This window comes from Pseudomonas sp. S1_E05, from assembly GCF_056337105.1.
Window position 1 is genome coordinate 5,237,783 of the sequence record NZ_JBFRHM010000001.1, and the last position, 20,328, is coordinate 5,258,110.

General features: G+C 58.3%; 15 protein-coding genes and 1 tRNA gene. 4 read left to right on the top strand and 12 right to left on the bottom strand.

Annotated elements, in window-relative coordinates; genetic code table 11:
* Window positions 1-9 precede the first annotated feature (9 nt).
* Together AB4N33_RS24145 and AB4N33_RS24150 are read right to left on the bottom strand one after the other, a co-directional pair.
* Entirely contained in the window at window positions 10-1,692 is a 1,683-nt protein-coding gene (locus tag AB4N33_RS24145; protein ID WP_476458406.1) for a flavin monoamine oxidase family protein, read from the bottom strand.
* Window positions 1,693-1,863: 171 nt separating this feature from the next.
* On the bottom strand, window positions 1,864-2,325 hold the full coding sequence (locus AB4N33_RS24150; RefSeq protein ID WP_460120303.1) for an Lrp/AsnC family transcriptional regulator: 462 nt from the start codon (window positions 2,323-2,325) through the stop codon (window positions 1,864-1,866).
* A gap of 145 nt (window positions 2,326-2,470) precedes the next feature.
* Between AB4N33_RS24150 and AB4N33_RS24155 the strand changes: the two genes are divergently transcribed.
* The gene (locus tag AB4N33_RS24155) at window positions 2,471-3,097 is read left to right on the top strand and encodes a peptidase M41 (protein WP_476458407.1); all 627 of its coding nucleotides are present in this window, start codon (window positions 2,471-2,473) and stop codon (window positions 3,095-3,097) included.
* Between the two features lie 9 nt (window positions 3,098-3,106).
* On the opposite strand, the gene AB4N33_RS24160 is transcribed toward AB4N33_RS24155, so the two are convergent.
* The 6 genes from AB4N33_RS24160 to rpsU form a co-directional block, all read right to left on the bottom strand.
* Window positions 3,107-4,318 (bottom strand): glycosyltransferase family 4 protein, encoded by a 1,212-nt coding sequence (locus tag AB4N33_RS24160; RefSeq protein ID WP_476458408.1) that lies wholly within the window; start codon window positions 4,316-4,318, stop codon window positions 3,107-3,109.
* A 419-nt stretch (window positions 4,319-4,737) separates the two neighbouring features.
* Window positions 4,738-4,814, bottom strand: a tRNA-Ile gene (locus AB4N33_RS24165).
* 15 nt (window positions 4,815-4,829) lie between these two features.
* Window positions 4,830-8,576 (bottom strand): EAL domain-containing protein, encoded by a 3,747-nt coding sequence (locus tag AB4N33_RS24170; RefSeq protein ID WP_476458409.1) that lies wholly within the window; start codon window positions 8,574-8,576, stop codon window positions 4,830-4,832.
* A 120-nt stretch (window positions 8,577-8,696) separates the two neighbouring features.
* Complete coding sequence (gene rpoD / locus AB4N33_RS24175; protein ID WP_460120311.1) at window positions 8,697-10,544, bottom strand: RNA polymerase sigma factor RpoD; 1,848 nt, start codon at window positions 10,542-10,544, stop codon at window positions 8,697-8,699.
* 67 nt (window positions 10,545-10,611) lie between these two features.
* Window positions 10,612-12,582, bottom strand: a complete 1,971-nt coding sequence (gene dnaG / locus AB4N33_RS24180) for a DNA primase (protein WP_460120313.1) — start codon at window positions 12,580-12,582, stop codon at window positions 10,612-10,614.
* A 474-nt stretch (window positions 12,583-13,056) separates the two neighbouring features.
* On the bottom strand, window positions 13,057-13,272 hold the full coding sequence (gene rpsU / locus AB4N33_RS24185) for a 30S ribosomal protein S21 (RefSeq protein WP_002551877.1): 216 nt from the start codon (window positions 13,270-13,272) through the stop codon (window positions 13,057-13,059).
* Between the two features lie 199 nt (window positions 13,273-13,471).
* Here rpsU and tsaD point away from each other — a divergent pair, with 199 nt between their 5' ends.
* On the top strand, window positions 13,472-14,497 hold the full coding sequence (gene tsaD, locus AB4N33_RS24190) for a tRNA (adenosine(37)-N6)-threonylcarbamoyltransferase complex transferase subunit TsaD (protein WP_460120314.1): 1,026 nt from the start codon (window positions 13,472-13,474) through the stop codon (window positions 14,495-14,497).
* A 23-nt stretch (window positions 14,498-14,520) separates the two neighbouring features.
* Here the strand turns inward: tsaD and plsY are convergent, their stop codons facing one another.
* Window positions 14,521-15,090 carry a glycerol-3-phosphate 1-O-acyltransferase PlsY gene (gene plsY / locus AB4N33_RS24195; RefSeq protein ID WP_460120316.1) on the bottom strand — a complete coding sequence of 190 codons (570 nt, stop codon included), beginning with the start codon at window positions 15,088-15,090 and terminating at the stop codon, window positions 14,521-14,523.
* A gap of 74 nt (window positions 15,091-15,164) precedes the next feature.
* On the opposite strand from plsY, the gene folB reads away from it, so the two are divergent.
* Together folB and folK are read left to right on the top strand one after the other, a co-directional pair.
* A complete protein-coding gene (gene folB / locus AB4N33_RS24200; protein ID WP_460120318.1) occupies window positions 15,165-15,521 on the top strand; it encodes a dihydroneopterin aldolase in 357 nt (118 codons plus the stop codon).
* Window positions 15,512-16,036: a 2-amino-4-hydroxy-6-hydroxymethyldihydropteridine diphosphokinase gene (folK, locus tag AB4N33_RS24205; protein WP_476458410.1), complete on the top strand. Its 525-nt coding sequence runs from the start codon at window positions 15,512-15,514 to the stop codon at window positions 16,034-16,036. The genes folB and folK overlap by 10 nt, the downstream gene beginning before the upstream one ends.
* A gap of 82 nt (window positions 16,037-16,118) precedes the next feature.
* On the opposite strand, the gene AB4N33_RS24210 is transcribed toward folK, so the two are convergent.
* The 3 genes from AB4N33_RS24210 to AB4N33_RS24220 all read right to left on the bottom strand — a co-directional run bounded on the left by AB4N33_RS24210 (window position 16,119) and on the right by AB4N33_RS24220 (window position 20,242).
* Window positions 16,119-17,348, bottom strand: coding sequence for a multifunctional CCA addition/repair protein (locus AB4N33_RS24210; RefSeq protein ID WP_460120322.1), 1,230 nt, complete (start codon window positions 17,346-17,348; stop codon window positions 16,119-16,121).
* 63 nt (window positions 17,349-17,411) lie between these two features.
* On the bottom strand, window positions 17,412-18,974 hold the full coding sequence (locus AB4N33_RS24215; protein ID WP_460140794.1) for a SpoVR family protein: 1,563 nt from the start codon (window positions 18,972-18,974) through the stop codon (window positions 17,412-17,414).
* Window positions 18,971-20,242: a YeaH/YhbH family protein gene (locus AB4N33_RS24220; protein WP_460120326.1), complete on the bottom strand. Its 1,272-nt coding sequence runs from the start codon at window positions 20,240-20,242 to the stop codon at window positions 18,971-18,973. The genes AB4N33_RS24215 and AB4N33_RS24220 overlap by 4 nt, the downstream gene beginning before the upstream one ends.
* Window positions 20,243-20,328 lie beyond the last annotated feature (86 nt).

Consider the following 20,328-nt stretch of genomic DNA (forward strand, 5'->3'; position numbering starts at 1 on the left):
GGATTCCTCTTACTCGGGCAGGGCGATCGGACCGATCTCTTTGAACACATCTCCTGGACCCGGGTTCTCGGCGTGAGTTTCACCGCCGAAGTGTTTCATGATGCCCCAGACCGCATTGAGTGAGGTCTGCACCGCGCCTTCGACCCATGCTGGCGTCCACGATACATCGTCGCCCGCAATGAAAATCCCGCGCTGTTCTGCCGGCATTTCGTCCTGCATGAAGTGCGCGTACATGCGTTGGTTGTAGCGATAGTGACCGGGCAGCGCACCTTTGAAGGCCCCGAGGAAGTGCGGGTCGGCCTCCCAGGAGACGGTGATCGGGTCGCCGATGATCCGTGCGGCAATGTCGACTTTCGGATAGATCTTCTTGAGGGCGTCGAGCGCCAGCTTCACGCGTTTCTCCACCGGGTGTGGGAGCATTTTCAGCGCGTCGCTCATCCACGAGTACGACAGGCAGATGACCCCGGGTTTGTCGTCGCCGTTGTCGAACAGGTACGTGCCACGGGTCAGGCGGTCGGTGAGGGTCATGCTCATCAGGTCGCGGCCGGTTTCCGGGTCCTTGTCCTTCCAGAACGGGCGGTCGACCATCACGAAGGTCTTCGAGGATTGCATGTAACGGGTACGGTCCAGGGCCATCCACATTTTTTGCGAGAACAGGGTTTCGTCGCATTCGATCTGGGTGGTCAACAGCCAGCTTTGGCAAGTGGTCAGCACCGCCGCGTATTCGCGGGTATCGCCGTTGTTATCGGTGACGGCAAATCGGCCATCGGCGGCGTGAGCTATTTTTTTCACCCCGGAGCGCGGTGCTCCACGGTGCAGTGACTTGAGGCTGGTGCCTTGCGGCCAGTGTACGCAACGCTCTGGAGCATGCCGCCAGATACCCTGTGGGACTTGCTCCACGCCGCCGACCACCAGGTGTTGGTGATCGTCGCAGTTGGTCATGACCACGCGGAAAATTTCCAGCATCGAGTTCGGGAAGTCCGAGTCCCAGCCGCCCGTGCCGAATCCAACCTGGCCGAACACTTCCCGATGGTGGAAAGTTAGCTTGGCGAACGCTTCGGAAGTCGCAACGAAGTCGTAGAAGGTGCGGTCGTCCCATAATGGGACAAGGGTGTTCCACAGCTCTTTGAGGCGCGGTACGTCGCGGTCGCGGATCGCTTGCTGGATGTCGGAGAATTGCGATCCAGCCTCCAGCGCGTCAGCCCAGGCGTCAGCCACTTCCTGGAACAGTGCAGGAAGGTCAGCCAGTTTCTGTGCGTAGTGAGTGGTGCCTTCCAGGTCGATGACGGTGCTGCCGGAGGCAGGCGTCAGGGGATTGGGGAAAGGTTTGGTCTGAAGACCCAGTTTGTCCACATAGTGGTAGAACGCGGTGGAGGACACTGGAAACCGCATGCCGCCTAACTCGGCGACGATCCCGTCGGTGCCGTTGAACGCTTGCGAGCGCAGGCGCCCACCCAATTTCGAGGCTTCGTAGACGACCGGCTTAAGCCCCAGCTTCATCAGCTCGTAGGCCGCCACCAGACCAGCGATGCCCGCGCCGACGATCGCCACTTCGGCGCCGTGATGGTGTGCAGGAATGCTGCCCAGGCCCGCCGGGTGTTCGATCCAGTCGTCGAAGGCGAAGGGGAAATCCGGGCCGAAAATGGTGACTGGTTTCTTACCGTCTGCAGGGTGGCGATTGTTCTTGTTCATGGCTGACCTTACTGGCGACCGGACACGGGATGCGCGTCTGAGTATAGGAAAAGATGGCAGCCATTCTAGAGAGCGTAGAACACGTTAATAAGGCGCAAAGTGTCGTCATTATGATAGTTATTTGGTCAATATGACGAATGACGACATCATAGTTGTTGCTTTACGAACCGTTCAAACCGGCTGGCCCCGATCAATTTTGCTGCTCAGGATGATCGAGGTGGTGGTCTTCTCTACCCCGTCGACCGAGCCGATCTGGTCCAGCAATTGATCCAGTTGCTCCGGTGAGTCCGTGCGCAGCCACGCCACATAATCAAATTCGCCACTGACCGCGCACAACTGTTGCACCTGCGCCATGGCGCTGAGACGACGCAGTACTTCCTTGCCGGAGCGTGGTTGCACGGTAATGCCCACATAGGCCTGCAAGCCGCCGTCCACCACCCGCTGACCCAGGCGCACACCGTATCCGGTAATCACCTTGGCCTTTTCCAGGCGCGCGAGCCGGGACGTGACGGTGGTGCGCGCGATACCCAGTTGCCGGGCAAGCATGGCCACGCTCTCGCGGGCATTGATCTGCAGGGCTGCGATCAGTTGGCGGTCGATTTCGTCAAGAACGGGCGGACGGATGTCGTGCAATGGGTGGGCTCCAGCGGTACAGATCCAGGATTGAACATGTTACAGGCACCGCAGACGCTGGCGGCAGTAAATGCTTGATATCGGGTCTGGACAGTCATGTATTGCCCATAGTGGAATGCAGAATCGAAGGAAGCGAGGCGCAGAAATGTCCAGGATCATGCCCAGCGCGGTACGCGAACATGCTTTGCAGATCGCTCATCACGAAATGGGCCACTACGTCGTGGCGCGCACCCTGGGGTTTGCAACCGGCGGTGTGACCCTGGCCGTGACCATGGACTTGAGGCATCACGGAGGTGCCACCATCACCCTGGCGAAGCCAATTGCGTCGATGGCGGTCATGAAAGCGCACCTGGAAGCGCGGATGATGGTGCTCTTTGCCGGCGTCATGGCGCAGACACTTTCTCCGGCTGGGGTCGACAAAACGAAGGCAATCGCCATTCTCAAAGGTGCGTTGGGAGCGGAACAGGATTACGCGAAGGTCAAAGAACTACAGCATTTGCTGCGCAACATCTGCTATCCCGAAACGGATCCAGGGTCGCCCGAACGCATCGCGACCGAGCTGAAGACCCTGACGGATGGGATCTGGGTTCGAACTCAAACCGTCGTCGAGGACCAGGCCGACACGATCATCGAACTGGGAAGCTTGCTGGTTGGCGGCATGGCGATCGTCGAACAGTGGGGGAGGGCGGCGGATACCTACGAGGTGGTGTTCGGCCGAGACTCGCTGGAAAGATTGCCGGTAGTTCAGGCCATTCCATTGTTGCGCGTGTGAGCGCGGCACTCAGGTTGGGTGGCTGGCGTAGGGTTCCAGACTGTTCTTGAGGAATTTTTCCCGGTCCTGGTGCATCTGTAGGTGGGTTTTGCCAGTCGCGTATTCCAGACCGGCCAGCCCCATCTTCAATGCCAGTTCGGGATGCCGGGCGATATGCCGAATGCTGTCTGCCAGGCTGGACGAATTGCCCGTTGCAAAGATCAGGGCGTTGTCCTCATTGGTGATGTCCAGAATTCCCGAGGTGTCGGAGGCGATGACCGGCACGCCCTGGCTGAAGGCGTCAAAAATGATCCGGGGCTGCTCCTGTTTCAGGGTCGGGACGAGCAACCAGTCATATTGGGAAATGACGTTGAAAAAGTCCTCCCCATAATTGACAGCGTCTTGAAACCGGACTTTTACGCCCCCGTGATCTTCTTCGGCAAATCGCTGGCAATGCTCTTTAAGATCGCCTGAACCCATGACGGTTACATTGATGTTCAAGTTGTCATGTTTCAATTTTTTTATGGCATCGAGTACAACGAGTACACCTTTATCCTCCGCCAGACGCGATGGGTAAAAGATATTGAGTGCGCCATCGAGCCGGTCTCTGAATTTGTTTTCGACCGCCTCTTGATTGGTGACGTGTTGTTTGTCCACCCAAGTGGCATGGTTTATCAAAGCTCGGCTGTCATCGTCGCCCAGAAAATATTCCCGATAAAATGACTGGGTAAATATCCTTGCGTTTGCCCGCTTCAAACAGCGTTTCAACAGAATCTTGTGCGCGTAGTGTTCAATGGCCTTTCTAAAGGTCCTGGGCTCCCCCTGACTGAGCATCCAGAATGAAGACTCAATGACAATGATCCATTGGAAGCGCATGAGCGGCTTGAGTGGCAGAAGATAAAAAGACAACGGGAATGCCCAGCCTGCCCCATCGGAATGAACAATTCGGGCGGTTCTACAGGCTTTTATGACGGTTATAAAGTTTGGAACAAGATTTTTAACAACGGACACTAGCCCGTAGTCGTTTTTTAGTCCGTAGAGCCATTGTATGTTCAAGCTGGTGATGTTTTTCAAGCCGTCGACTTTATTGCTTTTTTCAACAGGGCAGCAAATTCCAAAGTTCTGGATGTAGTCCAGATGCAACTCTATATCTTTGGCCCAAAGAGGGTCGGCGAACAGGTTGCCATGATCATCCTTTTTGATCGGGATTCTTGTGAACAGGATGTATGGCTCGTTGATCATATTCCCCTCACAGGAATCCTTGACGGCTAAGTGATATTTCCTGCCGGGCGCGTCCTACTACTGGCGCCATTTTTTTGCTGCCCATTGAAAATAACACTGCAGGCGTTCGGGGGAATTGTAGCAGTCCGAAACATCTTTTTTTCGCCTGCGGATTGAGATTTTTATAGGTCCTTATCCTGTAAGGTAAAAGGGCTTTTTTAACGCAGAATTTCGACCGCGTGAGTGTGCGGTGATCAATTTTTTCAGTGGAGCGGGTACTGAATCGATCACTCGAGCTGAGTGAGCGGGCGCCGAATGTGACAGGAGCGATCCGGCGATGCGCCGGACCCTTTATACAAAGTTTCGGCTAGCGCGTTTCTCATGATAGATCGGCCTATTCATAAAAACGCAAAAGCCGCGCAGTGCGCGGCTTTCTTGTTTGGTGGGCCCACACGGACTTGAACCGTGGACCAAAGGATTATGAGTCCTCTGCTCTAACCAACTGAGCTATAGGCCCTCAGTAGGTCGCGGATTATAACGACGGTTTCTCGGCTGTGCTATCCGAAAAATCCGATATGGCTATGCGAAGAAACGTCGCGGCGAATTCGTCGGCGGGCATGGGGGGGCTGACGATGTAGCCCTGGATTTGTTCACAGCTTTCCTGGGCCAGGAATTGCTGTTGTGCCAAGGTCTCGACACCTTCGGCGATGACGGTGAACTGCATGCTGCGCCCCAGGGCGATGATGGCGCGCACGATTGCCACGTCGTGGGGGTCATCTGGCAGGCCGCGAACGAATGACTGGTCGATCTTGAGGATGTCCAGCGGCAGTCGCTTGAGGTAGCTGAGGGACGAATAACCGGTGCCGAAATCATCGATGGCCAGTTGCACGCCCAGGTGCTTGAGTTGATGCAACACCGCCAGCGCTTCCTCGGCCTGGCTCATGATGAAGTTTTCGGTAATTTCCAGTTGCAGTAATCCGGGCTTAAGTCCGTTGTCGTTGAGCAGTTGGTCGATCCGTCCGAGCAGGTTGGGCTGGCGCAATTGGGCGCCCGCAAGATTGACCGACAATGGCCCGAGGCTTTCATACGTCAGGCTCCATTCGTACATCTGCCGGCAGGCGGTTTCGAGTACCCAGTCGCCGATTTGCAGGATCATGCCGTTTTCTTCGGCCAACGAAATGAAGTGTTCTGGCGGTACTTCGCCAAAGGTCGGGTGGTGCCAGCGAATGAGAGCCTCGGCGCCGACCAGGCGATTGTCCTCAAGGCTGATTTTGGGCTGATAGTGCAGCAACAGCTCATTACGCTCGATGGCGCGGCGCAGTTCGTATTCCAGGGCGATGCGCTCGCTGGCCTGGGCGGTCAAGTCGCGAGTGTAGCTCTCGACTCGATTGCGACCCTTGGCCTTGGAGCGGTACATCGCCGCGTCGGCGTTCTTGACCAGGGTGGCCACGTCACAGCCGTCTTTTGGATACAGGCTGGTCCCGATGCTGGCGCTGATAAAGAACTCATGCTCGCCAGCCTGGAAGGGGGCGCAGAAACAGTTGAGCAGTTTGATCGCGATGTTGTCGGCGTCGCTGCACTGTTGCAGGCCGGGCAGCAGGATGATGAACTCATCGCCGCCCAGGCGCGCCACGGTGTCGATGTCGCGCAACTGCTCCTTGAGGCGCACCGCGATACCTTTGAGGAGCAGGTCGCCGACCGGGTGACCCAGGCTGTCATTGATATGTTTGAATCGGTCCAGGTCGAGAAACAGCACCGCGCCCTGGCCCCCGTTTTCACGTTGGTTGTTCAGTGCTGTTTGTAGCCGGCTTTCGAACAGCGTGCGATTCGGCAAGCCGGTCAATGGGTCGTGGTGGGCCTGGTAATCGAGCTTGGCCTGGGCGTGCTTGAGGCTGGAAATATCCGCGAACACGGCAACGAAGTGGGTGATGAATTTGTCGCGGTTGCGCACCGCGCTGATGGTCAGCCAGCTGGGGTACAGCTCGCCATTTTTGCGCCGGTTGGAAATTTCCCCCTGCCAGTGTCCCTCGGCAGTCAGTTGATGCCACATGGCTGCATAGAATGCACTGTCGTGCAGGCCGGAGGCGAGCAGGCGAGGGGTGTGGCCCAATGCTTCACTTTCGCTGTAGCCGGTGATTTCAGTGAAGGCGCGATTGACCGCGCTGATGTGTTGCTGGGTGTCGGTGATCAATACGCCCTCGGCGGTGCTTTCGAACACGGTCGCGGCCTGTTGCAGTTTTTCCTGCATCAGGTGTCGTTCGGTGATGTCCCGGGCGATGGTGAGCATGCAGTCTTCATCGCCGATGGGCAGTGGCCGGCTCGACACTTCGCAAAGCCGGATCTGACCGTCGCTGCGGCGAATGTGGCAGCTGAAGTCACGAACGAAACCGTCGCGGTGCAGCAGGTCAAGCATCTGCTTGCGCTCATTGAGATTGACCCAGATGCCCAGTTCCAGCGATGAGCGGTCCACCGACATGGCACTGTTAAAACCGGTGATGCGGCTGAAGCCTTCGTTGACCTCCAGTAGCAGGCCGTCGCTCTGTCGCGACAGTAGCAGACCGTCGGGCGAGGCGTGGAAGGCCTTGGCAAATTTTTCTTCAGAAGTTTGCAGCTGTTGCTGGGTTTCCTTGAGTTGGTGGATGTCACGCACGACCACCACCAGCGCCGGCGTGGTATCGAGGTCGAACGGTTCGGCCGAGATCAGGCCGGTAAACACCTGACCATTGTTGCGCCTGAAAAGCATCTCCAGATTGCGGATACTGCCGGCCTGCAAGCGTTGCAACAGCCCCGGCCCCACCCCGGGAATGCCCCAGATGTTCAGGTCGGAGGCGGTCTGGCCAATGACATCTTCAGCCTTGAGGCCGATCTGTTCTTCGAAGGCTTCGTTGACCTCCAGCAGGCAGCCGTCGCAGAGTCGTGCGATGACCAGGATGTCCGGGCACTGCTGGAATACCGAGGCAAACTTCTGCTCGGACAGGCGCAAGGCCTCCTCGGTGCGTTTGGCCTCGCTGATGTCGATCATCAGCCCGCGCATTACGGGTTCATGCCCATGCTCGATCAAGCTGACAATGTCGCGCACCCAAATGCAGCGGCCGTCGGCGGTGATGACCCGGTAATCGAGGCTGTGATCGCGACCGGCCAGCACTTCGTGATCGCAGAAGGTCTGGGCACGGGTCAGGTCGGCGGGGTGGATGATGTTGCGCCAGAAGCCTGGAATGAGCCAATGGGCCAGTGGGTAGCCGAGCAGCTCTTCGGCATGGGGTGACACGTAGCTGTAAGTAAAATCGGTAATCCGAGCTTCCCAGGCAATGGCCGAAAGACTCTCCACAAGCCCACGGTAATGGTATTCGCTGCTGCGCAGCTCCTGTTCAAGGTCGACACGACGAGCAATTTCTGAACTCAGGCGGCGGTTGATGCGGATGACCACGGCCAATATGGTGACCAGTAGCAGCAGCCCGGGGAGGCCGTAAACCAGCAGGTCGGACCAAAACGTGCGATGGTCCAGCACGTTGCCGATCCAGCGTTCCTGGATCGAACTGATTTCTTCCGGGGCCATATCGGCCAGCACCTTGTCCAGAATGCCCACCAGAGTCTTGTTTTCGCGGGGAACGCCCATCGCCAACTGATAGCGATAAGGCGTTTCACCGCTGACGTACAAGCCGTCGAGCTTGAGCTGGCGCAGGCTCCAGACGCTGGATGCCAGGTCACCCACCACGGCGTCCACTTCATCGGTTGCCAATGCCTGTAGCGCCGAGGCAACGTTGGGCATGCCCACAAGGTTCAGGTCTGGATGATGGGTGCGCAGCAGTTCATGGGGGGCGTAGTCCTCCACTACAGCGATTTTCAGGCCGTACAGGTCTTCGATTTTGCGCGGCTGAGCACCCCCCACGTGGGCTAGGATGACAATCGGGAAGTCGAGATAGGGTCGCGTAAACGATAGATAGGTCTGGCGTTCCGGGGTCGACATGATGCCAGGCAACAGGTCGAGTTTGGCCTGTCTGGCCTGCTCCAGTACGACCGTCCAGCTGACGGGCTCGATGGGCGTGAGGTTGATGGCCAGTCGTTGTCGGATCAGGTCGATATAGTCCGCTGCAAGTCCCTGATAACGGCCTTGGTCGTCACGAAACTCAAAAGGTGGCCATGAGGCATCGACCCCCAGGCGCAAGTCCGGGTGGGCGGTCAGCCAGCTACGTTCTTCGTCGGTCAGAGTCAGCGCGCCAGCCGTTGCAGTCCAGGTCATCAGCGACAGCAAAAAAAGCACGGTCGGCAGTCTGGTCATAACGGTCTCGTTATGGCTCGGGGAATGTTTCGAGTGTAGACGGGCTATACGGCGGGAGCGAAGTGCGGGGGATTTTATCTGCAAAAAGCAAAACCCCCGGCCTGGGCCGGGGGTTCTGGATTACTCGTCGAGGAAGGAGCGCAGATGCTCGCTTCTCGTCGGGTGGCGCAGCTTGCGCAACGCCTTGGCTTCGATCTGACGAATCCGCTCGCGGGTGACGTCGAACTGCTTACCAACCTCTTCGAGCGTGTGGTCGGTGTTCATGTCGATGCCGAAGCGCATGCGCAGGACCTTGGCTTCACGTGCCGTGAGGCCGGACAGTACTTCGCGAGTCGCTTCCTTGAGGCTCTCAACGGTGGCGACATCGATAGGCGACTGCATGGTCGAGTCTTCGATGAAGTCGCCCAGATGGGAGTCTTCGTCATCACCGATCGGGGTTTCCATGGAAATCGGCTCTTTTGCGATCTTCAATACCTTGCGGATCTTGTCCTCAGGCATTTCCATGCGTTCGCCCAGCTCTTCCGGAGTCGGTTCGCGACCCATTTCCTGCAACATCTGGCGGGAAATACGGTTGAGCTTGTTGATCGTCTCGATCATGTGCACCGGAATACGGATGGTGCGTGCCTGGTCGGCGATCGAGCGAGTGATCGCCTGACGGATCCACCAGGTGGCATAAGTCGAGAACTTGTAGCCGCGACGGTATTCGAACTTGTCTACCGCTTTCATCAAGCCGATGTTGCCTTCCTGGATCAGGTCGAGGAATTGCAGGCCACGGTTGGTGTACTTCTTGGCGATGGAAATCACCAGACGCAAGTTCGCTTCGACCATCTCTTTCTTCGCGCGGCGGGCTTTGGCCTCACCGATCGACATGCGACGGTTGATGTCCTTGATCTCGGCGATGGTCAAGCCGGTTTCGGCTTCCAGCGCGGACAGCTTCTGCTGGCAACGAACGATGTCCGGTTGCAGGCGAGCAATGGCTTCGGCGTACTTGCTTTTGCCTTTGGCCAGCGCGTCGGTCCAGCTTTCGTCGATTTCGTTGCCCGGGAACTGGCGCAGGAAATCGGCACGCGGCATGCGGGCATCACGAACGCACAATTGCATGATCGCACGTTCTTGCTGACGCAGACGATCCAGGGCACTGCGAACACGCTCGACCAAACCTTCGAATTGCTTGGGTACCAGCTTGATCGGCATGAAGAGCTCAGCCAGGGCCAACAGCTCGGCAATTGCCTGCTTGTTGTCGCGACCGTGCTTTTTCAGCGCCTTGCGAGTGATTTCCATCTGATCGGAAACAGCACCAAAACGCTGGGCTGCGACGATCGGATCCGGACCGCTTTCGGCTTCTTCTTCGTCGTCCGAAGATTCGCCCTCTTCGTCATCGCTGTCGTCGTCGGCTTTTTCAGCTTTCGCGTCGACCGGTGGCGGCACTTCCGCGGCAGGCGGCGTAATACCGTCATCCGGGTCGATGTAGCCACTCAGAACGTCGGACAGGCGGCCACCTTCGGTGGTGACGCGAGTGTATTCGGAGAGAATATGGTCGACCGTGCCAGGGAAGTGCGCGATAGCGCCCATCACTTCACGGATGCCTTCCTCGATACGCTTGGCGATTTCAATTTCGCCTTCACGAGTGAGGAGCTCTACCGTACCCATTTCACGCATATACATGCGCACAGGGTCGGTGGTGCGACCAATGTCGGTCTCGACCGCTGCCAACGCTGCTGCTGCCTCTTCGGCGGCGGCTTCGTCGGTATCGGCGTCGGCCAGCATAAGGGCGTCCGCATCCGGAGCACTCTCGTGTACGGGGATCCCCATGTCATTAATCATGCGGATGATGTCTTCCACCTGCTCTGGATCTGAAATATCCTCGGGCAGGTGGTCGTTGACCTCGGCGTAAGTCAGATACTTCTGCTCACGACCCAGTTTGATCAACTCAATAATACGAGACTGCTGTTGCGCTTTTCCGGACATAACACCCTATCCACTGAAGGTCTTGGCGGGCAAAAAACAAGCCGAGGATTATACCTGAGCTATGACCTCACGCGCCAGTTGAGGTCGGGTTTGATGCGCAAACGTTCTGTTTTAAGAGGTCGCGCATCTGTTTTGCTATCTGGATTTGCTCGTCAGCCGATAAACCCGGCTGCCTGGCTTTCTTGATAAGTTCGTCGAGGGTCTGCGTATGTTGACCCGCAGATAACCTGTTAATGGTGTCTAAAAATTGCTGTTCAAGGTTATCGCCATCAATCAACCACTCCTTTTCTGCAAGGGCCTTCAACAAGCGCCCCTGTTCGGTGCCATGCCAGCGCGCCATCAACTGAATAGAGTTTAGCTGAGGATTTTTCTGCACCGCTTCGATCAGGGCGATCAGCACCTGGGCGTAAACGTTGCTCTCGTTGGCAAAATGATCGGCACTTTCAACCTTGCCGGCCAATTGGGGGTGGTGAATAAGCGTGCGCAGGGCAATAAGCGTTGGGGCTTCCACTGCCACAGGCGTGCGCGGGGCGTACTCTTCGCGATCGCCACGCTTGCCGTCCTTGCTCCACGGTTTCTTGTCCCATTTTTTTTTGCCGCCGGTAGCGGATTTTTTCGGCGTCCATTCCTGCTGGGGGGCGTAGGCCTCCTGAGGTTGATGGAAGTCGGAGTAATCGGGCATGGCGTCGTAGTCCATGCCGGGGTCATAGACGGGCGGCGCGTCCTGTGGTGCGCTGTGTACCAACTGGCTGACGGCTTCACCGCTCAGCCCGGTGATCTCCAGCAGGCGCTGGCGCATCAGGGTGCGCAGGTTGGCGCCCGGAACCTTATCAATCAGCGGCGCGGCAAGCGTGGCCATGTGCGCCTTGCCCTCGAGCGAGCGTGGATCGGCTTCTTCAGTCAGTTGCTGGAAGAAGTAATCCGCCAGTGGCTGTGCGTGCTGATTGATTCGTGCGCGGAAGGCATCGGTGCCTTCAGAGCGAACCAGGGTGTCCGGGTCTTCGCCCTCGGGCAGGAACAGGAAGCGTGCGCGGCGTCCATCCTGCAAGCTCGATAGCGTCGCTTCGAGGGCTCGCCACGCAGCATTGCGGCCTGCCTGGTCACCGTCGAAGCAGAACAATACGTTCGGTACGACGCGGAACAGCCGCTTCAAGTGCTCTTCGCTGGTGGCCGTACCCAGCGTGGCGACGGCATTGCGCAGGCCTTGCTGGGCGAGGGCAATGACGTCCATGTAGCCTTCGACGACGATGATTTCGTCGAGGTTGCGGTTGTTCTTGCGCGCTTCATAAAGGCCGTAAAGCTCCTGGCCCTTGTGAAAAACCGGGGTCTCCGGTGAGTTCAGGTATTTGGGCTTGTCATCGCCCAGTACCCGCCCGCCGAAGGCGATGATGCGACCCCGGCTGTCGCGAATCGGGAACATGACGCGATCGCGGAAACGATCATAGCGTTTGCCGGTTTCGGCGTTCTCGATCAGCAGGCCAGCATCGATCATGGCTTTCTGTTGCAGGGTGTCGCTGCTCAAGTGCTTGAACAGGTTGTCCCAACCGGGTGGGGCGAAGCCGAGGCCGAAGTCCCGGGCGATTTCCCCTGTCAGTCCACGCCCCTTCAGGTAATCCACCGCGGCTTTGCGCGATGGGTGGCTTTTGAGTGCTTGGCGGTAAAAGTCGGCGGCGGCTGTGAGCAGCGGATACAGCGGCGAATCGGTCGGCTGCCGCGGTTTGCGCGCCCTGCCACTTTCCTCGCGGGGGATTTCCATGCCGGCGGCTTTGGCCAGTTCCTCGACAGCCTGGGGAAAGTCCAGGTTGTCGTGGTCCATGATGAAACCGAGGGCGTTGCCGCCGGCGCCGCAGCCAAAACAGTAATAGAACTGTTTGTCGGGGCTGACGCTGAACGACGGGGTTTTTTCCTTATGAAACGGGCAGCAGGCGGTGTGGTTCTTGCCGGCTTTTTTCAGTTGCAGGCGCGAGCTGACCACGTCGACGATGTCGGTGCGGTTCAGAAGGTCGTCAATGAAGCTCTGGGGGATCAGCCCGGCCATGGCGTTCTCGTCGTCTGCGATGAAAGGGTACCGTAGCGGTGGGCGGCCGAACGCGGGTATGAAGCGCACAAGGTGTGCGGCTCGATCGGTGTCGTCTGCGTAATCGCTGTCGGGAAGTGTATCTGCCGAAAATCCACTGACGTTAATTCCAATCAGTATTCGACTATTTGAAAGTGTTTCGCTGAATCCGGCTGCGACCAGTCATCGGTCTCGGATAGCTCATCATGCGGCACGCAAGCGGCGCCTTGGGCTGATCGTCGTGAGAGGAATCAGTGGGTGTGCTCGTCAGTAGCCTTGAAAGGCTCGTCAGAAAAGACGTGCACCGCTGGCAAAAGAGCCAGGTCTGACGCGGTGAAGCAGTTTGTCTCGGTCGCGTGTGCGGCTTCGACGTTGAAGCATCAAGCGTTTTCCGCAAATGCCATTAGCCCGGCTGAGGGCCGGGCTTGGCAGAAGCTTGCTACGATCGTCTGTGTATTAGTACAGACGAACGGCGCGGCGCTGTTCGCGCTGAACTTTCTTGGCGTGACGCTTAACAGCAGCAGCTGCCTTGCGCTTACGCTCAGAAGTTGGCTTCTCGTAAAATTCGCGGCTACGAACTTCAGCCAGTACACCGGCTTTTTCGCAGGAGCGCTTGAAACGACGCAGAGCTACGTCGAAGGGTTCGTTCTCTTTTACTTTGACGGCTGGCATCCAGAGCTACCTTCATTCATTACCGGGGTCAACATCCTCGCGGCAAAAGAGCACTTGAAGACGTCGGTTTTTAAGGGTTGCGGATGTTAACCCCTCATCGCTCGGAATGCAAAGCCTCTGATCGAAAACCGCTGGTCGGCGCATCACGCGGCGACTATTATGCGCGCCTTCGAATTCGGCCTAAACAAGGCGCAAACCCATGCTAGTACTGGGAATGGAAACTTCCTGCGACGAAACTGGAGTCGCATTATACGACAGTGAACGGGGCCTGCTGGCCGACGCGCTGTTCAGCCAGATCGACCTGCATCGAGCCTATGGTGGTGTGGTGCCGGAGCTGGCCTCGCGTGATCACGTCAAACGGATGCTGCCCTTGATTCGTCAGGTGCTGGCCGAAGCTGACTGCGTGCCAACGGAAATCGACGCGATCGCCTACACCGCGGGACCCGGGCTGGTCGGTGCGCTGCTGGTGGGGGCTTCATGCGCCCAGGCGCTGGCCTTCGCCTGGGGCATTCCGGCGCTGGGCGTGCATCACATGGAAGGCCACCTGTTGGCCCCGATGCTGGAGTCTCATCCGCCGGAATTTCCGTTCGTCGCTTTGTTGGTGTCCGGGGGGCATACGCAGCTGGTTCAGGTCGACGGAATCGGCCAGTACACGCTCATGGGCGAGAGCCTCGACGATGCGGCTGGCGAAGCGTTCGACAAGACGGCGAAGATGATGGGTCTGAATTATCCGGGCGGTCCGGAAATCGCACGCCTGGCGGCGCGTGGGGTTGCAGGACGTTTCACCTTCCCGCGTCCGATGTGCGACCGTCCAGGCCTGGCATTCAGCTTCAGTGGCCTGAAAACCTTTGCCCTCAACACCTGGCAGCAGAGCGTCAGCGCCGGGGACGACAGCGAGCAAGCCCGTTGCGACATCGCGCTGGCGTTCCAGGAGGCCGTGGTAGAGACTTTGACCATCAAGTGCAAGCGTGCCCTTAAACAAGCGGGTATGAAGCGCCTGGTGATTGCCGGCGGCGTCAGCGCAAACAAGGCACTGCGCTTATCGCTTGAGAAAATGCTCGGGGATCTGAAGGGTGATGTGTTCTACGCTCGCCCCGAGTTCTGTACCGATAATGGCGCGATGATAGCGTTTGCTGGTTGCCAGCGTTTGCAGGCCGGCCAGCACGAAAGCCTCGCAATCAGCGTGCAGGCGCGTTGGCCGATGGAGCAGTTGTCGGGGCTATGATGAGCGGCGCTCACCTGCGGCATCTAGAAATGTCGTTCGCGCCCGGCGAGCAGGTCGCGTAGATTGCCGCGATGGCGCCAGACGATCAGCCCCGTGAGCGCGCTCATGGGCAGCAGGGCCGCCGGTTCCTGCCAGGCCAGCAGCGGCAGGGTAAGCGGGGTGGCGATAAGGGCAGCCAGTGAGCTGGTGCGGGTCAGATAAAACGTCAGCAGCCATGCGCATACCGCCAGCAGGGCTGCCGGCGGATAAAGGCCCAGCAGCATGCCGGCGGCGGTGGCGACACCTTTTCCACCACGAAAGCGGAAGTACACAGGGAACAGGTGACCGATGACGGCGCAGACGCCGATCCAGGCCTGTTCTTGCAACGACAGGCCCGCAAGCCCAGCGATCAATACCGGCAGCAGGCCTTTGCAGAGGTCGCCGAGCAAGGTGAGGATGGCGAGCTTTTTGCCGGCCAGGCGCAACATGTTGGTGGCGCCGGCATTGCCCGAGCCACTCATTCGCGGGTCGGGATTTCCGGTCAGGCGGCTGAGCAAAATGGCGAAGGACAGCGAGCCGAGCAGGTAGGCGAGAGTCGCCAGTAACCAAAACATGCTAACTATTCCGGGCGGGGACGCCCTGATTCTAACGGCGCATTGCGCCCTTGTCGTGCAGCGGAGAAAAGTGCTTGGACAGAGTGTTTATCGAGGGCCTGGAAGTTGACACCGTAATCGGTGCCTACGACTGGGAGCGAGGCATCCGACAGTGTCTGCGTCTTGATCTGAGCTTCGCATGGGATAATCGACCGGCCGCTGCGGGTGATGACCTGACCCTGGCCCTCGATTACGCAAGCGTTTCAACGCGCATCCAGGCGTTTGCCGAGCAGGCGCAATTCCAGTTGGTCGAGACTTTTGCCGAGCGTCTGGTGGCGGTGTTGATGAGTGAGTTCAATATCTCCTGGGTCCGCCTCAAGCTGACCAAGCCAGGTGCCGTCCCGGCGGCTACCGGTGGTGTGGGCGTGGAGATCGAGCGCGGATGCCTCTGACCCAGGTGTACCTCGGCCTCGGTAGCAATATCGAGCGCGAAACCCATTTGCAGGCTGGCCTGGAAGCCCTGGCGGGTTTTCTCTCGGATATACGCTGTTCGGCCGTATTCGAAAGCCAGCCGGTGGGCATCAAGAGCGGCCCTTTTTTCAATTTTGTGGTCTCGGCCTACACCGATCTGCCACTGATGGAGCTTGATCGCCGGCTCAAGTTCATCGAAGCGGACAATGGTCGCTATGCACCGGACCGCAAAGGGCTGCCGCTGGATATCGATGTCCTGCTGTTTGGCGATCTGGTGGGCAACTTCGACGGCCTTGTCCTGCCGCGGGCGGAGATTCTCAAGAACGCTTTCGTCCTGTGGCCTTTGTCGCTGATTGCGCCGGATCGTGTGCATCCGGGGGTTGGCAAAACCTTTGCCCAATTGTGGGAAGAGGCGCAGATTGACCAAGTGCTGGCGCCGGTGGCGTTTGAGTGGCGTGGGGGGCAGTTGACGCCTTCAAATTTACTGGGCGACTGACAACAGTCCCGAGCAGGCTCGCTCCCACAGTGGCCGGTGGTTATCCGGCCCTTCTGTGGGAGCGAGACTGCTCGCGAGATTTTCAGTTGGGCGCCGCCTGCTTGTAGGCTTTCAACGCCTTGAGCCGCTCGCACTTTATCGCCTCGCCCAGCTCGGGCCCCTTGAATCCCTTCTCCAACAGCGGCTGAACCGCGACCCCGCGAGCCGCGTCAGCCGCGCCGCGCAGGTAGTCGGCCTGTGGATAACTTCGCTCTTCGAAACCTTTGCGGCCCCGCGCGTCCATCTCGCACGCCGCAATGAACTCTTCGAATCGTTGCGGCCGACGGTAAACATCAAAACTCTGCAACAACTCCAGTAGCGTCGATGGCTTCAAATCCAGGGCCCGGTGGCCATGGGTGTGGTACTGACCCACCAGTAGCGCCAATTCCTGGCAATCCTTTGGCGCCTTGAAGCGCTCGTTGACTGCCTTGATCAGCTTCAGGCCCGTGTGTTCGTGGGCAATGTGCCTGGGCCATTGGTCTTCAGGTGTGAGGCCCTTACCCAAGTCATGCAGCAGGCAGGCCCAGCGCACGGTCAGCGGTTGGCGGTGCCGGGCGGCCTGTTCCAGCACGCTCAGGGTGTGAACGCCTGTATCGATCTCCGGGTGGTGAGCCTCCGGTTGCGGGACGCCAAACAGCGCGTCGACTTCCGGCATCAGTACCTTCAAGGCAGCGCAGTCGCGCAATACCTGGATGAAAACCTGAGGTTGATCTTCCATCAGCGCCCGGGAAATCTCCTTCCAGCTGCGCTCTGCGGTCAGTGCTTCCAGTTCCCCCGACCCGCTTAGCTCGCGCATCAGTTCCAGTGTTTCAGGTGCGACGGTAAAGCCCAGGCAGGCGTAACGCGCCGCAAATCGGGCAACGCGCAGGACGCGGAGCGGATCTTCGGCGAAAGCAGGCGAAACGTGCCGAAGCAGGCGAGCTTCAAGGTCGCGTTGTCCATGGTAAGGGTCGGTCAGGTTCTGCTGATCATCCTCGGCCATGGCATTGATGGTCAGGTCGCGGCGGATCAGGTCTTCTTCAAGGGTGACCTCAGGGCTGGCGTGAAAGGTGAACCCGCCATAACCACGGCCACTCTTGCGCTCGGTGCGGGCCAGAGCGTACTCCTCGCCGGTTTTGGGGTGCAGGAAAACGGGAAAGTCAGACCCTACCGGACGAAAGCCCTTGGCGAGCATTTCTTCAGTGGTGGCACCGACCACCACCCAATCAATATCGGTAACCGGTTTGCCCAGCAGGCGATCACGAACCGCTCCACCGACCTTATAGATCTGCATAAAAAACCTCCGTTAGCCCGACAGGATAACCGTTGTGCCGGGCTTTCGGAGGCGAAAACAGGTTCAAAGATGAATGACGGCCAGGTCCAGTCGGCCGTAGTCGCCCTCGCTTTGCTCGTTTCGCGGTGGAACATGGTGGGTTTTCATCACCTGATCCCCTTGCAGGGTTTCCAGGTGAATGTCGAAGCCCCACAGGCGATGCAGGTGCTTGAGTACTTCCTCGGTGGACTCGCCCAAAGGTTTACGGTCATGTTGCTGGTGACGAAGGGTCAGGGATCGGTCACCCCGGCGGTCAATGCTGTAGATCTGCACGTTGGGTTCGCGATTGCCCAGGTTGTACTGCGCGGCCAGGATTTCGCGGATGGTGCGGTAGCCTTCTTCATCATGAATCGCGGGTACCAGCAAATCGTCCTTCTGATCGTCATCGAGAATGCTGAACAGCTTCAGGTCGCGGATCACCGTAGGTGACAGGTACTGCAGGATGAAACTCTCATCCTTGAAACTGCTCATGGCGAACTTGATGGTGGATAGCCAGTCGGAGCCAGCGATGTCCGGGAACCAGCGATGATCCTCCTCGGTAGGGTTTTCGCACATGCGCCGGATGTCCCGGTACATCGCGAAGCCCAGGGTATAGGGGTTGATGCCGCTGTAATAAGGGCTGTCGAAGCCGGGCTGGAAGACCACGCTGGTGTGCGAGGTGAGGAATTCCATCATGAAGCCGTCGGTGACCAGGCCTTCGTCGTACAGGTCGTTCATCAGGGTGTAGTGCCAGAAGGTGGCCCAGCCTTCGTTCATCACCTGGGTCTGGCGTTGCGGGTAGAAGTATTGGGCGATCTTGCGCACGATTCGTACGATCTCCCGCTGCCAGGGCTCCAGCAGCGGCGCATGTTTTTCGATGAAGTACAGGATGTTTTCCTGCGGCTCTGCGGGGAAGCGTGCGTTGTCCTTGTCGCTGAACTTGTCGGCGCCTTTGGGAATGGTTCGCCACAGGTCGTTGATCTGTTTCTGCATATGCTCTTCCCGATCCTTTTGCCGGCGGCGTTCCTCCTCGGCAGAAATCGGGTAGGGGCGTTTGTAACGGTCGACCCCGTAGTTCATCAGCGCATGGCAGGAGTCGAGCAGGTCCTCGACCGCGTCGATGCCGTGGCGCTCCTCGCATTGCATGATGTACTGCTTGGCAAATACCAGGTAATCGATGATCGAGCTGGCGTCTGTCCAGGTGCGGAACAGGTAATTGCCCTTGAAGAAGCTGTTGTGTCCATAGCAGGCATGCGCCACCACCAAAGCCTGCATGCAGATGGTGTTTTCCTCCATCAGGTAGGCGATGCAAGGGTCCGAGTTGATCACGATCTCGTAGGCCAGTCCCATTTGGCCTCGCGAATAGGATTTTTCAGTGCTCAGGAAGTGTTTGCCGTAGGACCAGTGGTGGTAGCCCAGCGGCATGCCGACCGAGGCATAGGCATCCATCATCTGCTCGGCGGTGATCACTTCGATCTGGTTGGGGTAGGTATCGAGCGCGTAACGAGCCGCAATACGACTGATTTCCCGGTCGTAGGCCTGGATCAGCTCAAACGTCCACTCGGAACCGGTGGAAATGGGTTGGCGCTTCTGCTCTTTGGCGGTCATGTCACTAACCTGCGCTGGAAGAGTTCACGGAAGACCGGATAGATATCCCCGGCCGAGACCAGTTGTTGCTGGGCAAAAGTGTCGGAAAAGGCTTCGGCGATGCGCTCGTACTCGAACCACAGTGCCTGGTGTTCGCGGGGGGTGATCTCAACGTAAGTGTAGTACTGCACAAACGGCATGATCTGGTTGATCAGGATGTCGCGGCAAATCGGCGAGTCATCGTTCCAGTTATCCCCGTCGGAAGCCTGGGCCGCGTAGATGTTCCATTCGTTGGCCGGATAGCGCTCGGCCATGATCTCTTGCATCAGCTTCAACGCGCTGGAGACGATGGTGCCGCCCGTCTCGCGAGAGTAGAAAAACTCCTCCTCGTCGACTTCCCGGGCGCTGGTGTGGTGGCGAATGAATACCACGTCAATCTTGTCGTAGTTACGCTTGAGGAACAGATAAAGAAGAATGAAGAAGCGCTTGGCGATGTCCTTGGTCGCTTGTGTCATGGAGCCGGATACGTCCATCAGGCAGAACATGACGGCCTTTGAGCTGGGATTGGGCTGCTTGATCAGCAGGTTGTACTTCAGGTCGAAAGTGTCGAGAAATGGAACGCGGTGAATGCGCGCGCTGAGTTTTTCAATTTCCGCTTCAATTTCCAGAATATCGCCGAGGTTGTCGGGTTCATCGCGCTTGAGTCGCAGAAGTTCCTCTTTAGCGTCGCGCAGTTTTGCCCGGCTGCTGCCGGACAAGGCTATGCGCCGCGCATGGGCTGACCGCAAGGTGCGGATGATGTTGATCCGTGAGGGATTGCCTTCGTTGCTGATCCCTGCGCGAACGGTCTTGAACGTGTCCGTGCCTGTCAGGTTACGTTTGACCAGGTTCGGTAGCTCGAGGTCCTCGAACATGAATTCGAGGAATTCTTCCTGGGTGATCTGGAAGACGAATTCGTCCATGCCTTCGCCGGAGTTGCCTGCTTTGCCGGGCCCTCTGCCGCCACCACCTCCTGGCGGACGGGCGATGTGTTCGCCGGTGGTGAACTCCTTGTTGCCGGGGTGTACGACGGTTTGCTTGCCCCCGCGACCATGATGAAGCACCGGCTCGTCGATGTCGCGGCCGGGAATACTGATCTGTTCGCCGTGTTCCATGTCAGTGATGGAACGGCGGCTGACTGCCTCTTCGACAGCCTTTTTTATGTGATCACGATAGCGCCGCAGAAACCGCTGGCGGTTTACCGTGCTCTTGTTCTTGCCATTGAGACGTCGGTCGATCACATAGCTCATAGGCCCCTCCGGGGAGCTTCAAGTTGTAAGCTTCAAGCTGCAAGTGGAAGCGCCTTCAACTCCCGAAACCGGGACTCAACCGCTTT

What these genes read in the sequence shown, in the direction of transcription:
- AB4N33_RS24145 (WP_476458406.1), bottom strand. Translation starts at nt 1,692, where the DNA reads ATGAACAAGAACAATCGCCACCCTGCAGACGGTAAGAAACCAGTCACC.
- AB4N33_RS24155 (WP_476458407.1), top strand. Translation starts at nt 2,471, where the DNA reads ATGTCCAGGATCATGCCCAGCGCGGTACGCGAACATGCTTTGCAGATC.
- AB4N33_RS24160 (WP_476458408.1), bottom strand. Translation starts at nt 4,318, where the DNA reads ATGATCAACGAGCCATACATCCTGTTCACAAGAATCCCGATCAAAAAG.
- AB4N33_RS24170 (WP_476458409.1), bottom strand. Translation starts at nt 8,576, where the DNA reads ATGACCAGACTGCCGACCGTGCTTTTTTTGCTGTCGCTGATGACCTGG.
- rpoD (WP_460120311.1), bottom strand. Translation starts at nt 10,544, where the DNA reads ATGTCCGGAAAAGCGCAACAGCAGTCTCGTATTATTGAGTTGATCAAA.
- dnaG (WP_460120313.1), bottom strand. Translation starts at nt 12,582, where the DNA reads ATGGCCGGGCTGATCCCCCAGAGCTTCATTGACGACCTTCTGAACCGC.
- rpsU (WP_002551877.1), bottom strand. Translation starts at nt 13,272, where the DNA reads ATGCCAGCCGTCAAAGTAAAAGAGAACGAACCCTTCGACGTAGCTCTG.
- tsaD (WP_460120314.1), top strand. Translation starts at nt 13,472, where the DNA reads ATGCTAGTACTGGGAATGGAAACTTCCTGCGACGAAACTGGAGTCGCA.
- plsY (WP_460120316.1), bottom strand. Translation starts at nt 15,090, where the DNA reads ATGTTTTGGTTACTGGCGACTCTCGCCTACCTGCTCGGCTCGCTGTCC.
- folK (WP_476458410.1), top strand. Translation starts at nt 15,512, where the DNA reads ATGCCTCTGACCCAGGTGTACCTCGGCCTCGGTAGCAATATCGAGCGC.
- AB4N33_RS24210 (WP_460120322.1), bottom strand. Translation starts at nt 17,348, where the DNA reads ATGCAGATCTATAAGGTCGGTGGAGCGGTTCGTGATCGCCTGCTGGGC.
- AB4N33_RS24215 (WP_460140794.1), bottom strand. Translation starts at nt 18,974, where the DNA reads ATGACCGCCAAAGAGCAGAAGCGCCAACCCATTTCCACCGGTTCCGAG.
- AB4N33_RS24220 (WP_460120326.1), bottom strand. Translation starts at nt 20,242, where the DNA reads ATGAGCTATGTGATCGACCGACGTCTCAATGGCAAGAACAAGAGCACG.